This is a genomic window from Denitratisoma oestradiolicum, from assembly GCF_902813185.1.
Classification (GTDB): domain Bacteria; phylum Pseudomonadota; class Gammaproteobacteria; order Burkholderiales; family Rhodocyclaceae; genus Denitratisoma; species Denitratisoma oestradiolicum.
On the sequence record NZ_LR778301.1, the window covers coordinates 2,017,762 to 2,032,617 of the forward strand.

The window sequence follows — 14,856 nt, forward strand, 5'->3', positions numbered from 1 at the left end:
ACTGGATTACCGCAACTTCACAAAGATCTCAGTTGGTAGGGCCCCTCCCTCGATTGGTACCGTCATCTCGACAATTGCTTTGACCTGATCATCGACATTAGAACGAGAGAAGTCAAACCATGTTGGGAATTTCTTTGGACCAGTACACTGCACCACACGCCAGTAGCTAACGCCTTGATCCATGCGAACGGTAAGTACCTTACCGTTCGAGAATTTCACTTCGAGAACGCGACCATGCTGTACGGAAAACTTGCTTGGGACCAACACTTTTGTTTGCAACCCTAGATACTCAAACGATTCCTTGGTCACTTCATCTCGTACGCTCAAGTCAGGCCAGTCTGAATACACCGTATTAAACGCTCGACTTTCTCCACCACTTCTCACGGCAGTCGTTGTGATTACCAATTCAGGGTTGTCCCAGCGATCTGTTCCGACGAATTCCTTCAGTCGGCTGACCAAGTCCACTAACAGTGCAACTGACAGCGGCGAGAAGAGGTACCGATCACTGTAGGAAATCGAGGTGATATCAGCGCTCGCCATCTCAAATTGCTGAGATGCACCTTTGTGTTCGCTGGCAATGACTTCCCAGAACCTCGTTCCGAACCCTTGCAGGGGCCCATCGATTTCGTGATGAATCACTATTTCTCGATCACCATCGTCTGATACCTTTGGACGAATTTCGGACGATTCCACTTTTGCTGTGACGATGCCTGAACCGTCCGGAAGCGTTCCGATAACCAATGGTGTGCTCGAAGATCCCCATTCATCGTTAGGGCACAGCGAGGTCTTGTCAGTGCTTGCCCATGCGATCGAGTGGGATCCGTGACTGATCTCTGCGATGATTGCTGCACCACCTTTTACTGGGAGTGCCTTGGTTAGGCCGATCGTAATAGTGGGGTGATCGGACAAACTCGACAGCGCAAAACGATCCGCTTCTTCAAGGCTATCGAAAAGGGATTTTTCAATAACGATTTCGAGTGGCCTTGATAGGGCGGCGAGGCGGTAAGCCAGCAGCCTGAGAGAAGAAGTGGCGATGTCGGCTAGTTCAGGAGAGCCTCCAGCGAATAACCTGGTCCGAACGGCGGCGGAATGGCTACTTTCACGCAATACGGCTGAGACGATTCCGGCAATTTCGACCTTGGAACTATCCCCGAGGTATCGCAGCGATTCCGGAATCTTCAACATATCGAGCCATCCCGGAGTGATGATGGCAAGAGCAGAATGCCTATCCAGTACGCCGGCCTCAAACCGTTGATCGAAGTCGAGCACGCATTGTGGGCAGCTGCTGTCACAGCCCTTCGGACAATCCAGTCGCTTTGCGGCTTCCCGGAACATGTCATTTACCAGCCGTTCTGCGCTTGACGCATAACCGGCAGCGAAACGGTCAAAGATGAAGAGCGATTGGCATCGCGCGTCATCAGTTGCCCGAGTCTCTTGAACGTCACAGCCCAACTCATTGGTTTGCACACCCAGTAGTGCGGCCAATGCGTCCCGAAGTGCGACGGCAATCGTAAGGGCTACACCTCGATCCGTTACCCACTGACCATTGATGTCCCTAAGCTGTATCTCGAGTACATCGGTCCTGACCTGATGTCCTAAAACGATCCCAGTCTTGACTTGATATTGATTGGTACTCCCAGCGCAAACTCTGTCCTCTGAGCGGCTGCGCAGTTTCCTATGTTCAGAGCCGGATTCAAAAACCTTAGGCGGGTTTCCATCTGAAAGCATTGGCTCGGCCCGGCCACAAGCAAGACATAACGCATATCCTTTGCCATGCAAGCCCGCAGAATGGTGATAAACGCGTCCATCACTTGTGACGCGAAAGCGCCCCAAAGCTGGGTTCGGCATGGGCGCCCATGAACCTCTAGCGCTAATCCATGGACGTTCAACAGGCACAAATTGCTGGGCCGTGACATCGTTGTGCGGTTCAACGTAGAAATCAACCGAGAAGCCGGCTGGTTCCAAGAACTGCTGGATATCATTGGACTGAACCGATGCCCCACAGGCGTCGCAGTGAGTCGCCAGGTTCAGTGAAGACGTAGTTCCACTAGCCCCACAACTCCGACAACGCCACGCAAATTTAAGCGCTTGGGTCTCACGTGCATCCTGTTGGGTGGCGGGAATATGCCAGTTCAAGGTAATACCCGCAGATTTATAAACAAGCCCATCCATGACGAGCTCTGCGCCGGGTGCGTATTCCCGAAGAGCGGTCGTCAAGTCTCGGCTGGCCAGGTCCCGCTTCATGAATCGGTTATCGTCTCGCCCGCGCTTTGCAGGGGAGTCCGCCGGCGGGAGACGCTTGGCTGCGCTCACCGTGGTGTTATCGAAGCTTGCAATGGAAGTAGGGAAGCCATAGCTGGGGAGAAAACCCTGGGTCGCCAGCTCACGAAGAAGATATTCTTCCGCGAGTCGTCGTTTTTGGAATCCGATGGCCTTAGCAGCAGGATCGGTGGTGGAGCCAGGGCCCAATCCACCTTCCTGTTCGAGCAACGCCTTCCATTCGACCTGCCATTTTTCGAAGATGGATAGCATTTCTAAACCACTTTGCAGAACGAGCCGATCAGTATCCTGGCCTTCAAACAGGCTATGCCGAACAAGTCGTTTCAGACCCAAATCCACATCATGAAATGAGGAGGGGATATAGGCTTCACACCAGTGAGCAAATCGTTTGGATGGCCCGCTATCCTGATCGTCGAAGAACCAACCACAGGTCAACTTCGTCATATCCTGGGGGTTCGCTTGGAGCAATTCGGCGAGGAATCGCGCAAGAATCATCGCGTTGACGTGTCGCTGAACAATGACGGCGCTATTCAGGGACACCATTGGTGGCGGCAACTTGGCATCAAACGCCCAACGCGTATTGAGAAATACGCTTTGATCATGAGGATTTGACTTGCACAACGTAACGGCAGTGGAGCGGGTTTCTCGCCTTCGGCCAGCCCGACCGGCCCGTTGTAGATAATTGGCGGGATGCGGCGGCACATTATTCATTGCTACCATCTGAACGCCGCCGATATCGATTCCCATTTCCATGGTCGTGGAGCACGACAGAAGGTTGATCCAGCCTTCCTTAAAACGTTTTTCGTATTTGGCCAAGAGTTCCGACGACTGTTGGGCCGAATGTTCCGCAGCTGAGAAATACGGAGCTGACTCGATTACTCGGTCATTCACGTTCGACCAAAGTCCTTCCTCGCGCAGCTTGATCAGACCTTTCTGATTTCCAAGCCATTCTCGAGCCCTTCGGATGCGTATGGGACCTTCAACTTCGCCGCCAAATGCCAGATCGTAGATAGGAAGGTCTACACGTTCGCAAAGTGCAATGTCTTCTCGCATGATTCGCGGAAGATAGGGGGTTACCCCTCGGATTGTCGTGTCCAGAAAACGTCTCGTCACTGGGCAAATCCAAGCGTTAGGAATAGTCGAGAACGCCATATCCTGTAGCCGGAGGATGTATCCACTGCCAGTCATGGTCAGGGTTGTCATGACTTGTTGCCATGCGGCTAGGAGCAAACTGTCGACAGAGTCCTGTCCCATTTGCGTCTCTACATCGACTTTCAAAAGGTAGGCGAGGAGACGAACCACGCCACTTTGAGCTTTGGATCGTCTTGCCGACGGCCATCGACGCTGGCCACGTGCAGTTTCAGCCTGATTGGGCGAGACAACCCAGTTACGCGGAAAGCGCACGCCCATCCAGTTTCGCCATAAATCCGGGATATCGAGACTGCCCCCACCACGGACAAAGTAGTCGATCGTGATTTTCAGGAAATCCTTCCATTCCTGGAGTGTGAAACCCCGGCCAGTCCAATCGGCTGGCGCTGTAGTGATCTGGTCGAGACGAGGGTATCGAAGCGAAATCATCCCCAGGGTTTCGAGGTTGTTCTGTCGTTTGGGACGACGACCAAGTTCTCTCACCATCAGCATCCCGGACAAATTGGAGGCACCTTCGTGACCGCCGAACACTGCTTGCGAATAGCCTTGATACGTATGTAGCATCGCCCGGAACTCATGGCCTTCTTGAGCGATAGCGGCTTGCAGCGTCTGAAATGGCACGGCAGCAGGGGCATTAGTCGTCGCAAGTCGTGCGCGCGCTTCCTCCAGCATCTGAACTATGGGAGCCTTCGCTGCATCAGGCATTCCGGGAGTCGCCAGGATGTTCTCGAACTGCAGAACCTGTTTCTGGATTTCGTCTTGACCCGCTCCCGCAATGGGCGCGCTTGCCATTAGGACGTGGTGGTAGATCAGTCCGCGAGCTTTAGTTCGCTCAGCATCCTGCTGCAACTTAGCAGCCAGTCTCGCCGTGCCTTGGCGACTATCGCTAAACGTCAGAAGGCGTCGACCGCGATAAGGATGATCGGCAGGATCTTCCCCGTCGGGGGCATATTCCAACAAGGTTGGGAGCAGTCCGCCTAAGAGGAATGGTGCTCCGATTCTCGCCTTTCGGAAAAGCCGGTCGGTTCGCGCATCCTTGGCGCCGCATGCGGGGCAGCCAAGTCCGTCACCGCCATCCTCGAAAACGATCAGAGCAAGTGCTTCTGGATCGCTGCTTTCAACAATTTGGCGTGTCCTGCGATTGACGTGCATCACGCCCGTATGAGGAAGACTTCGGTTGGCGATAAGCATCTGATGGCCGCGTCCGTCGCCTTGCTCTTCTTCTAACTCGTCTGGTTCGTCCGATTCCTCCTCATCCATTTCAAGTTCGAACTCATCAACAGCAGACTCGGGTATGGCTTGAACAATAGCGCCTTTGCTTTCTTTGGATAGGAGATAGATAGACCCGCACTCGTCGCAGGAAGCAAACTCATACGCGGGAGCACCGCAGGTACAGTGATTTCTTGGGCCTAGGAATACTTGTCCGAATGGCCACGAGGGGTCATCAAGCTTTGTTCCACGTCTTTCGGGACATTTGGAATCCGAGCAGCACCATAGCCCAGTAAGAGTTTGATGAAATATGTGGGCGCGGAGCGGAAGGTATGGAGCGCCTGCGGTATCCACCGTGCTGGTCAATAAATCGAGCCAATCCAGGGCCTGTTGTTGCTGTTCAAGGGTATAGGTTGGTGCTGGCCCAAAGATGACCGAACAAACTTCAGAGAGTCGTGCGACAGGCGTTATCTTTCGCGCAACAAAGAGGTCTCGAATCTTTCGCGCGATGGTATTGCCGGCCAGAGATAAATAGCGCTTCGGGGACTCCTCATTCCCTGAGTCGATTTCACGAAGTGCATCGATGGACAGCTGCTTTTCAGTCGCCAATGAAGGTAAGGCCGGTACTTGTCGGTTGGCGGATACGAGATAAACGCGAGAAACATCAACGCCAGCAACCTGTGCCAGAAACTCCTTTAGGCGAACACCTGCTGGTCCTTCTGGATCGCCGATCGTTGCGGACGTCGCTATGAATCGAACATTGTCTGAACTTACGCCGTATGCGTGAATAACACGCCGGATCAGCAGTGCTAATTCGGCAGCTTGAGAACCAACGTAGGTATGTGCTTCATCAAGGACGATCCACTCAAGCTTTCCTTGCGACTTACTGAGGATATCTGCGTCTTGGGTCCTTACCAGCATGTACTCCAGCATCGTGGCATTCGTCACGAGGATGGGAGAAGGGGAGGCACGAAGGGTCTTGCGGTCCTGAACTTCGCATCCACTCTGAGCTACAACCCCTGCAGGAAGCGTTTCGGGGGTCAGACCGTTATAGAGGCAAAACCGAATTTTGTTTCCGAAGCCATGTGTCCAGGCCCGAAGACGATCCCGCTGGCTGTTGATCAGAGCGTTGAGGGGATATAGAAACAGTGCGCGAACGCCGACTAATTGACTCCCCAGTGCCGCCTGTTCGCGGGCAAGTCGATCCAAGATAGGCACCATGAAGCATTCAGTTTTCCCGGAGCCGGTTCCGCTGGTCACGACGAGTGATTTCGCGGGTTCTTCAGCGAGAATCTTCCAAGACTGAAGCTGGTGAACGTAGGGGGTACGGTCCTTCCCAAAGCGATATTCGCCCACCAGATCTGGTGGCGGTGAATCCATTGCCTCCACCACGGAAGATGCGAGGAGGTTTCCGGACAAATCGCTCATTCGGCAAGGGCTTGGCGACCAGCCAAACACTGCCTCGAAGGTTGGATCAGCCAGAAAACTTCCGGTGTCTCCGTATGGACGATCAAACACCTCCATCAGATGCCGACGCAGCGGCACATTCGAGAAGCCGAGCCAACTCACCGTTCCATAATTGGCCCGATTCGATAGCGCCGTAAGCATGTCGGCAAAGTAACGTTGCTCCATTTTTCTTATTCCTGGCTGATCTGAATTGTTCCCGTTGCGATGCACCGAGCAATCGTTAAGTCGAAGGCTTCGGAGAACCATTCAGGATCAAAGGACTGAATTTTTCGTATTGAGGAGATAGCTCTCGCATCCTGTCCCAGATCCAAGGCAAACGATCCTGAGGCGTGTAGCGCGAGATAGATCGGCGCATTGATGACCGAATCATGAAAGCCGTGCCGCTCTGGGCAGAAAAAGGCTGCACCACCATTCCGGCGAGCTGCTGCAATTTCATCGCTGAATGCTGCAGGCCAGTTTCCCTCGGCATTATTGCGGAGCAATTGCTGTACTCGAGAGTTTTCACCACCAAACAACTGGTTGGCAAAAAACTGATCCATGACTGGATGTTTGGCAACAGTCAAATCTTGATTGACTACACCTGTTGCCAAAGCGCGAGCCGCTTCCAACAGCACGCGAAGTGAAAGGCACGATGAAGCCAGCGCTTGAATTCGTCGATCAAGATGGGTCGAAATCACTATCTGGCTGGTTTCCACCCCGTACCAGGATTCTCCTTGGGTACTGAGTGCACGCATCGCTTGAGCCCATGCGGATAAAGGGACGGTTTCCCAGGCGAAAGGCAATTCGTTCGGGAACCTCTCGGCAAAGTCTGTAGCCAGTCCTCCCATACGAATGGCTAAAGCCGCCATTCCTGCAGGGGAGTGGGTGAGCCGTCTCCACAAATCGAGGGTCGATAATGGCAAATGTCCGAATAATCCAGCCAACTGCTCGACCAAGCTCCAATCGTTGTCTAGAAAGTCGGTGGAGATTCGGTCAACCACTTTATCGAGAGCGACCTTACGGTACCTCTCTGATGAAATGCCCAATGCGACCGCCAGGCCGATCTCAGGGTCCGTTTCTGGGGGTTCAACTGTATCCCCGGGAGGGATCTCGTCAGCGTCGTCCTTGACTGAGCCCACAGCCCAGAGCATCGGACGGAAAATCAGTTTTGCATCATTGCCGGGATAAATGAGCCATGGACCGTTTGGCAAGTCCGTAGCGGGGAATAACCAGGTTCCTGATGGCACGCCCTCCGAAAATGATGGCGACAAGCGCAGAGGTTCTTCGCCAGGCGCATTCATTCGCACTGCATAGACAGGAAGGCTTTCTATCTCGTCTAGGGTTAATTGGGCCAGTTGTTCCTGGGGGAGGCCCACTTCAGTTCGCTTCGAATCACGCTCAAGCTCAAGCGCGTATCGAGCTATGCGGAGGTTCGAGTATTCCCCAGTAGACAACTTCAGTCTGACGCTGACGAAGGCGTCCAGATCTTCTGCTCCTGCCAGCATCCGCTGAATATCAAGGGCGTAGTCGATCAATCGTATTTCTACCCGAGTCTCACCTGGACTCGGGATGATTGTTTGAACATTTTCACTGACAGGATGGGCATGATTGCCTCGATGAAGCCCCAGTCGTAGTTCAGCCCGATGAGACCCATTTCCCAGAAACCCAACCATCCGAATTCCGCATATCTTCCCGACTGCCAGGAGGGCGTTCTTGCCAAGGTGGTCGCCACTCGGGTCAATGGCACGAACCCCCTTCGCCGGAAACGGGACTCTGATTCCCGCTTCATCCGGATTGCCACGCCATATAGCGCGAATGTCTATCCATTCCGGCGGATTGCCATTCCCGGTGTAGGTGAGCGCCACAAGTAAATTTTGACCATCATGAGTCGTCTGAAATGACACCGCTGGGGAATCGCACGTTATGGCGAGTAAGCTCCAGTTTGAGAATCGCAAGCAGCCCTTTGATATGTCCGGTCCAGGCTCTATCGTCATTGTTGCTTGCGGCGGTAGCAGGACCAAGCGGGTACGCCACTTGGCTTCGCCTTGAGATGGCCAGAATGCAGTGACCGGACCGACAAGCTGATCTGGTGTCTGAGTAACTCGGCCACCCTGAACTCGCCACGCGATTAAGCCTTGAACCGCTTGCTCCAAGCCCGACTCTGAGACCTGAAACAATCTTGGAACGCCACGGAAGGCGCGATCCGGGTGGGTAAAGGTGTCCCAAATGCGTGAGCCGCGAAGTTCAAATTGGTCGGTTGATGCCGCTGCTTGGCCGCACCGAATTTTGTAGAACAGGCCATCCGGGTCTTCGGCACGTACAACCCCGGTGATCGCCCATACGTTACGTGAGCCGTCCGGTAACGTGCCCTTATTGACCAGAGAGCCCTCATCATCGGCGCTCACGGTCCAGTTTGACGGGGCGCACAAGAGACCACTGATTCCCGATATTGAGCCCGATCCTTGCCGAGTAAATCGATATGATCGTGCCGAATCAGCATTAGCTTCGAAGATCCAGGGCAGCTCTGCATCCAGAGCCTCGCCGCGAGTGATTTCTCGATAATGCGACTGGCCTGTGGCCGTCAGAAGCAACATGGAATGTTCTGAGGCCGCTATATCGTCACGGCTATCGAGAGGGCGCCGATCGATTCGAAAGCGTTCCTGTCCAGCCAATTTTCGAAGAGCGACATCCGTCGATTTATCGCTCCTATGAATCGCAAAGTTGGCGTTCGGGGCAGATCCTGCGCTTCGATGCTAAAGAGGCTTCCCAAGGCGGACGCATCCAGATACTCAGGCAAAACTATGTCTGAACGGAGATTCCACGCGTCATCGTCATTGGACTCAAGCCGGCGCTCCACCACGATATGCTGGACTTGCTTAACGATTTTTCCAGCCGCATCTCGAATCAGCTGTTCAATGAGCCCCTTGGCCTGGTCATCTTCGACAGGTAAAGGGAAATAGTCGCGCCAATTTGGAACGGCTTTATCGAGCTTCTCAATGGCACTTTCAGAGTGTGTAAGGCGGGCAGCGTCCTTCAATCGCAAGACGGTGACCACAACCTCAGTGAGAAGAACAAAGACTTCAGTCTGTCGGTACGTGCTTGGCAGATAGGTCGATAAACTTCTGACCCATTCTTGTATCTCCCTGGCGTCGGTCGTTCCCGACGAGGCAAGCTGGAGTACACGACCAAGAACCTTGCCGATGTTGCCTCTGGCCGTGCCCAGCAGTTGCATAGGGAGGCCACCTTGGAAGGCAATGCTTCCCAGAAAGCGAAGACCATGCGCATCAGATAAGCGAAGTTTCCACTCCTGGAAACCGCGTTCGACGCAGTCGCTACGCTGGGCCTGTGTCCAGCCGTCAGCGGGGGCACCAATTGCGTTAAGAATGGGATCCCAAGTAAACCCTGTGCCATCGTACCTACGCCGCCACCACTCAGCGGCATAGAGCACGAAAAGTGCAGGAAAGAAATCAAGCCGTCGGACTACGTCACCAAGCGTAGCAATCGTGAGGTAGGTTGAAATACGCTCATGAAGGATCGCCTCAAGATCATTGAACTCCTCGGTTGTCACTCTGTAACTGTATAGAGGACGACCGGTTGGATAGTTCAGCTCGCGCCGATCTAAGAAACTGCGTTTCCATTGCGTTATCGGATGCACTACGGGGCCTCCCCCCTGCAAGTGTTCATCTCACCAGCACCATAATTATCCTGAGTCAAGTAGGGGGCATTTCATCACATCCCGCCTTCATGAGATACCCCCCCAATAGCCCGGCAATGCTCCTGGCGACTCGCTTGGATCGAATATGTCGGAGCGCCTTATAACCTTTGTGATACGTGCCTCCAGTGAATACAGCGCCGAAACAATGTCAGAGCGGTGTTCCTCTGGAATGACGCTAGCCTTTCTTCTACTGGTAATCATCCCCTTCGATTCTTTCGACGGATGAGTTGAAGATCAGGCTGATGACTCAAGCGTAGGGGCATAATCGCGCATTGACCACTGACCAGGACGGAGTCTCGAATGCGCTTCATCCATTGTGCCGACCTGCATCTCGACAGTCCCCTGCGCGGCCTCGAGCAGTACGAAGGTGCACCAGCCCAGGAGATGCGTGGAGCCACCCGCCGCGCGTTTGAAAACATCGTCGATCTCGCCATCGAGCGCGAAACAGATTTCGTCCTCATTGCCGGAGACGTCTTTGATGGCGACCTACAGGACTTCAACGCCGCTCTCTTCTTCGCCAACCAGCTACGCCGCCTCAACGATGCAGGAATCCGCGTTTTCATCGTGCGCGGTAACCACGATGCCGTCAGCAAGATCTCGAAATCCGTTCCCCTTCCCGCGAACGTCCATGTCTTCAAGGCCAACAAGCCCGAGACCGTGACCATCGCGGCACTCGGCGTCGCCATCCATGGCCAAAGTTTCGCCACAGGGGCCGTGACGGAGGATCTCGCTGCTGCCTACCCCGAGGTCATCCCGAGGATTCTCAATATCGGTCTCTTGCACACGGCGCTGGCCGGTCGCGAAGGCCATGAGCCGTATGCGCCAACGACAACTGAACGCCTTGTGGCCAAGGGCTACGATTACTGGGCTCTCGGACACGTTCATGCGCGCGAGATCGTGCAGAAGGATCCCTGGATCGTCTTCCCTGGCAACACGCAAGGCAGACACTCTCGTGAGCTTGGACCCAAGGGCTGCATGGTCGTTGAGGCGGATGAACAGGGGATTCGGTCCGTCGAATTCGTGGAAACCGATGTCGCCCGCTGGCAGCATTTGTCGATCGATGCCACTGATCTCGTCTCGCTGGATGACTTTCAGGCAGCTATCCAGTCGGCGGTGCGGGGTGCAGTGCATGACGCCGGCGACCGCGTTCTTGCCCTGCGTTTGTTTGTCACGGGTCGCACGTCGTTGCATGGGCGCCTTGTCACAAGTCCCGATGGCTCCCGAGCGGAGATATGCGCATGGCTCAACGAAGCGTCGGGCGGCATGGCCTGGCTCGAAAAGCTCAAGCTCTCCATCGCAGCACCACTAGATCTTGCTGCCCTCGCAGAGCACGACGATCCCATCGGCTTCCTCATACGCAAACTCGACGAACTCGCCGCTGATTCTACGGCCCTTGCGACGCTGGCCAGCCCAACCCTGTCCGAACTCAGTCTGAAGATCCCTGCGGAGCTGCGAGAACACGATTCGGCATTTAATCCCCTATCGCCTGAGCTCCAGGCCGAAGCCCTGGCCACCGCGCGTGAACGCCTCCTTGCAGCAATTTCGGTGGAGGGTGCGCAATGAGGATCGCCCGCCTTGACCTCAAGGCCTACGGCCATTTCACCGACCACCCGCTCGAATTTTCTGGTGTACCGGACTTCCATATCGTCTACGGCCCCAATGAAGCTGGGAAGACCACGATGTCGCGCGCGCTGCAGGCGGCCCTGTTCGGTTTTCCCAGAAGCACCACGGACGACTTCAAGCACTCCTATGCCAACCTCCGCGTCGGCGTCGTGCTTGAGTCGGCCGAAGGCACATTGGCGGCAATGCGTCGCAAGGCGACCAAGAACAGCCTCATCAAGTTCGACCCGACCACAGGCGAGGAGCTGGGCGAGGCGATCCCTGACGATTTGCTGCCGCGCTGGATGGGCGGGCTGTCCGAGGGTCTTTACACATCGATGTTCAGCCTCGGTCACGATGAACTTGTCGCCGGTGGTAAAGCGCTCAGTGCAGGCGAGGGTGAAATCGGCCAAAGCCTCTTCGAGGCCGGCGCCGGCTTAACTTCGATTCGCACACTGCGCGAGCAGCTCCAGGGTGAAGCCGATCGATTGTTCCGTCCCCAAGCCCGTACGTTAGCCATTCACCAGACAATTAACACCTACGCCGCAGCAAAGAAAGTAGCGAGGGAGGCGCAAACACGGCCAGCACAATGGGAGACCCTCCGCAAGGCCGCCGATGAGGCGAAGCATGTCTACGAAACCGCCCGAGGGGAGCAGGAGCGCCTACAGCAGGAGTCTCGCCGCCTTGAACGCCTGGCGGCCGTGCTGCCGGACATTGCCTCCCGCACGCATGCACTTGAACGCCTCGTGGCTTTGGGTGAGGTCAAGCAGCTCGAAGCGGATGCCCGTGAAAAACGCATCGCCGCCGAAGCCCGCCTGCAGCACGCTGAGGACACCTTGACGCAAGCCAACGATGATCTCGCGCGTCTCCAACAGGAACTAGACGACGTACCGCGTTTTCCGGTCATGATCGCCGAGGGCGGCGCAATCGAGGCGGCCTATTACTCCCTTGATTCCTTCCGCGAGGCACGCGACGACGCGGCGGCAGCTGGTGGCCGCATCGAGCTTGCCCGTCGCCAAGTCGCTGAACTAGCAGCCGTCATTGGCGAGATGTCGCAAGACGACCTGCGTTCCGTTATTCCAGGCGCCACGCTGCGTGCCCGCGTCCAGGGCCTCGATGCCGAGGGTCAAGCAATCAAGAGGGACCTGCGGCTGGCTGTTGAAACGCGGGACACGACACAAACAGAATTGCAGGAGCTCAGCGCTGAGCTGGATGACCTCGGGCCGCAAAGCGTTCCACCATCGCTGCCTGCCGCCTTGCGCGCCTTCGATGCCGATGGCAACCCTGAAGTGCAGGCGGCCGAGCTTGCGCGCCAGGTAAAAACACAGCGAGCCCGCCTAGAGTCCGATGCCAAAGCGCTTTCGGACAAGGGCCTGAACGCCGTGGTTACCATGACCACGCCCATGCCGTCAGAGATCCAGTCCTTCCGGGAAAGACGCGACGAACTGAAATCGAGGCAACAGTCCATCAGGGACCGCCTAAACGGACTTGAGGATGACTTGGGCAGTGTGTCCGGTGAGATCGAAGGCCTCCTTCATATCGGCGACGTGCCGACCGCCGAGCACTTGGCCGAGCAGCGCGGGGTGCGTGACGACCTGTGGCAGAAGATTCGTCGCAAGGCGTTCCCCGACGACAAAGAGATTCTGGTTCCGTTGCCGACGGCGACCGAATACGAGATGGCGGTGCTGGCTGCCGACGGTACGGCCGATACCCGATTCACCGATGCGGCACGCGTCTCGCTGCATGCCGAATTGGTGAAACGCCAACGACAGATGCAGAACGGAATAGAGATCGAGCACGGACGGCTATCGGAAGTCGAAAGACAGATCGATGACCTCAAGCAGTCGTGGATGGCGCTCATTTCAAAGCATGGATTGCCTGTGCAAGCGGTTCCAGAAGTTTCGGAATGGATCGCTGGCCGCGAGTCCCTCATGCAGCGCTATCAGGACTTCATGGAGATTGAGGCTCAGGCTGCCGACGCATCGAGCAGAACAACGTCCGGACGTATTCGCCTGTCGGAGGCACTCATTGAAGCGGGCCTGCCGTCATGCGACGACGAATCCCTTGCCCAGGCGATCGCGCGCGCGCGGAAGCACATCGATGAGGCCGGAAAGGCGGCAACCAGTCAACAGCATCTCATGCGCCGGAAAACGCAGGCCGAGGGCCGTCTAGCCAAAATTGAGGGAGAGATCGGCGACCAGGAAAAAGCACTGGTGGACTGGCGAACCCTGTGGGAGCGGTCGATGGGCGACATTCGCCTTGATGGCGGCGCCCTCGGCATCGAAGCAACGGCGCGTCTGGCCCAGTTCTCGGAGTTCGAAACGGCCCTCGATGCTCTTGACGAGGGGCACGCCGCTCTCAATGCGGCGCACGTAACAGTGACGCGGACGGAAGACGAAGCGAAACGCCTCGGCACGGTCGTTGGCTATGCCTCAGAAGAGCGTCCGGCCGATGCCGTCATCGAGACACTCTACGAACGCCTCAAGAATGCCCGCGACCAGGAGCAGCGAGCCAGAACCCTGACGGAGAAGACGGAAGAAATTCGTCGGCTCAAGGCACAGAACGAACAGGCCATAACGGCGGCCAAGGGGGAGATCGCCACCCTGATGGCAGCTGCCGGATGCCAAAGCCTGCCTGATCTCGTCGAAGCCGAAAATCTTAGTGCCGATCGCATCCGTCTCGATGCAGAACTTGCGGCGATCAACGCTCGCCTCGTGCAGGCTTCAGCGCTTCCCTTGCAGGATTTGCTTGTACAGGCGGAGGGTCAGGATCTGGTGCTGGTTCATGCCGCCCTTGATCGTGTTGGAGAGGATCTCAAGACGGCTGTTACCCAGGTCCAGGTTCTGCATACGGGGCAGATCACCGCGCAGGCGGCCCTTGATCGAATCGACGGCACAGCCCAGGCAGGCGCCGCAGAGCAGGAAGCCGCCGAGGCCGCCGCTCACCTGTCCACCTTGATTGCTGATTACGCTGCCGCGCGTCTGGCTTCCGCTGTCCTGTCCGATGTCATTGAGGCATACCAGGAGCGCCACCAGGGACCGCTCCTGGCGCGTGCGTCTACACTGTTCGCCGCAATCACCGATGGCAAGTTTGCTGGCGTGGCTACGGACTTCGACGAGGACAAGACGATCCTTGTCGGTGTGCGCGACAGCGGCCGGCGTGAGAAAGTTGCCGCCTTGAGCTCAGGTCGCCGTGACCAGCTGTTCCTTGCTTTGCGCCTGGCGGCCATTGAGCGCCATATAGCGAGCCAGGGGCCGCTGCCCGTCGTGGTCGACGACATCGTGATCAACTTTGATGACGCGGCAGCAAGCGCCACTTTCAAGGTGTTGTCTCAACTGGCACAGAAGACGCAGGTGCTGTTCTTCACACACCATGAGCACCTTCTCGATCGCGCGGCAGGTGTCGTGGGTGCGGGACAATTTCAGGCACACAGGCTCTGAATGGCACACAAGAGCCTC

Annotated in this window: 5 protein-coding genes; 2 read left to right on the forward strand and 3 right to left on the reverse strand. The window is 56.2% G+C overall.

From position 1 onward, the window contains the following. Window positions 1-6: 6 nt before the first annotated feature. The 3 genes from DENOEST_RS09290 to DENOEST_RS20505 are packed head-to-tail and all read right to left on the reverse strand — an operon-like array spanning window position 7 to window position 9,739. Window positions 7-6,270: a DEAD/DEAH box helicase gene (locus DENOEST_RS09290; RefSeq protein ID WP_170228068.1), complete on the reverse strand. Its 6,264-nt coding sequence runs from the start codon at window positions 6,268-6,270 to the stop codon at window positions 7-9. A gap of 5 nt (window positions 6,271-6,275) precedes the next feature. Further along, on the reverse strand, window positions 6,276-8,678 hold the full coding sequence (locus DENOEST_RS09295; RefSeq protein ID WP_145769121.1) for an STY4851/ECs_5259 family protein: 2,403 nt from the start codon (window positions 8,676-8,678) through the stop codon (window positions 6,276-6,278). A 17-nt stretch (window positions 8,679-8,695) separates the two neighbouring features. Next, entirely contained in the window at window positions 8,696-9,739 is a 1,044-nt protein-coding gene (locus DENOEST_RS20505; RefSeq protein WP_145769122.1) for an STY4851/ECs_5259 family protein, read from the reverse strand. 360 nt (window positions 9,740-10,099) lie between these two features. Between DENOEST_RS20505 and DENOEST_RS09305 the strand changes: the two genes are divergently transcribed. Further along, window positions 10,100-11,362: a metallophosphoesterase family protein gene (locus DENOEST_RS09305; protein ID WP_145769123.1), complete on the forward strand. Its 1,263-nt coding sequence runs from the start codon at window positions 10,100-10,102 to the stop codon at window positions 11,360-11,362. Then, on the forward strand, window positions 11,359-14,838 hold the full coding sequence (locus DENOEST_RS09310) for a YhaN family protein (RefSeq protein ID WP_145769124.1): 3,480 nt from the start codon (window positions 11,359-11,361) through the stop codon (window positions 14,836-14,838). The genes DENOEST_RS09305 and DENOEST_RS09310 overlap by 4 nt, the downstream gene beginning before the upstream one ends. Window positions 14,839-14,856: the final 18 nt, after the last annotated feature.

Coding starts and splice junctions, on each gene's coding strand:
- DENOEST_RS09290 (WP_170228068.1), bottom strand. CDS start 6,270: ATGGAGCAACGTTACTTTGCCGACATGCTTACGGCGCTATCGAATCGG.
- DENOEST_RS09295 (WP_145769121.1), bottom strand. CDS start 8,678: ATGTTGCTTCTGACGGCCACAGGCCAGTCGCATTATCGAGAAATCACT.
- DENOEST_RS09305 (WP_145769123.1), top strand. CDS start 10,100: ATGCGCTTCATCCATTGTGCCGACCTGCATCTCGACAGTCCCCTGCGC.
- DENOEST_RS09310 (WP_145769124.1), top strand. CDS start 11,359: ATGAGGATCGCCCGCCTTGACCTCAAGGCCTACGGCCATTTCACCGAC.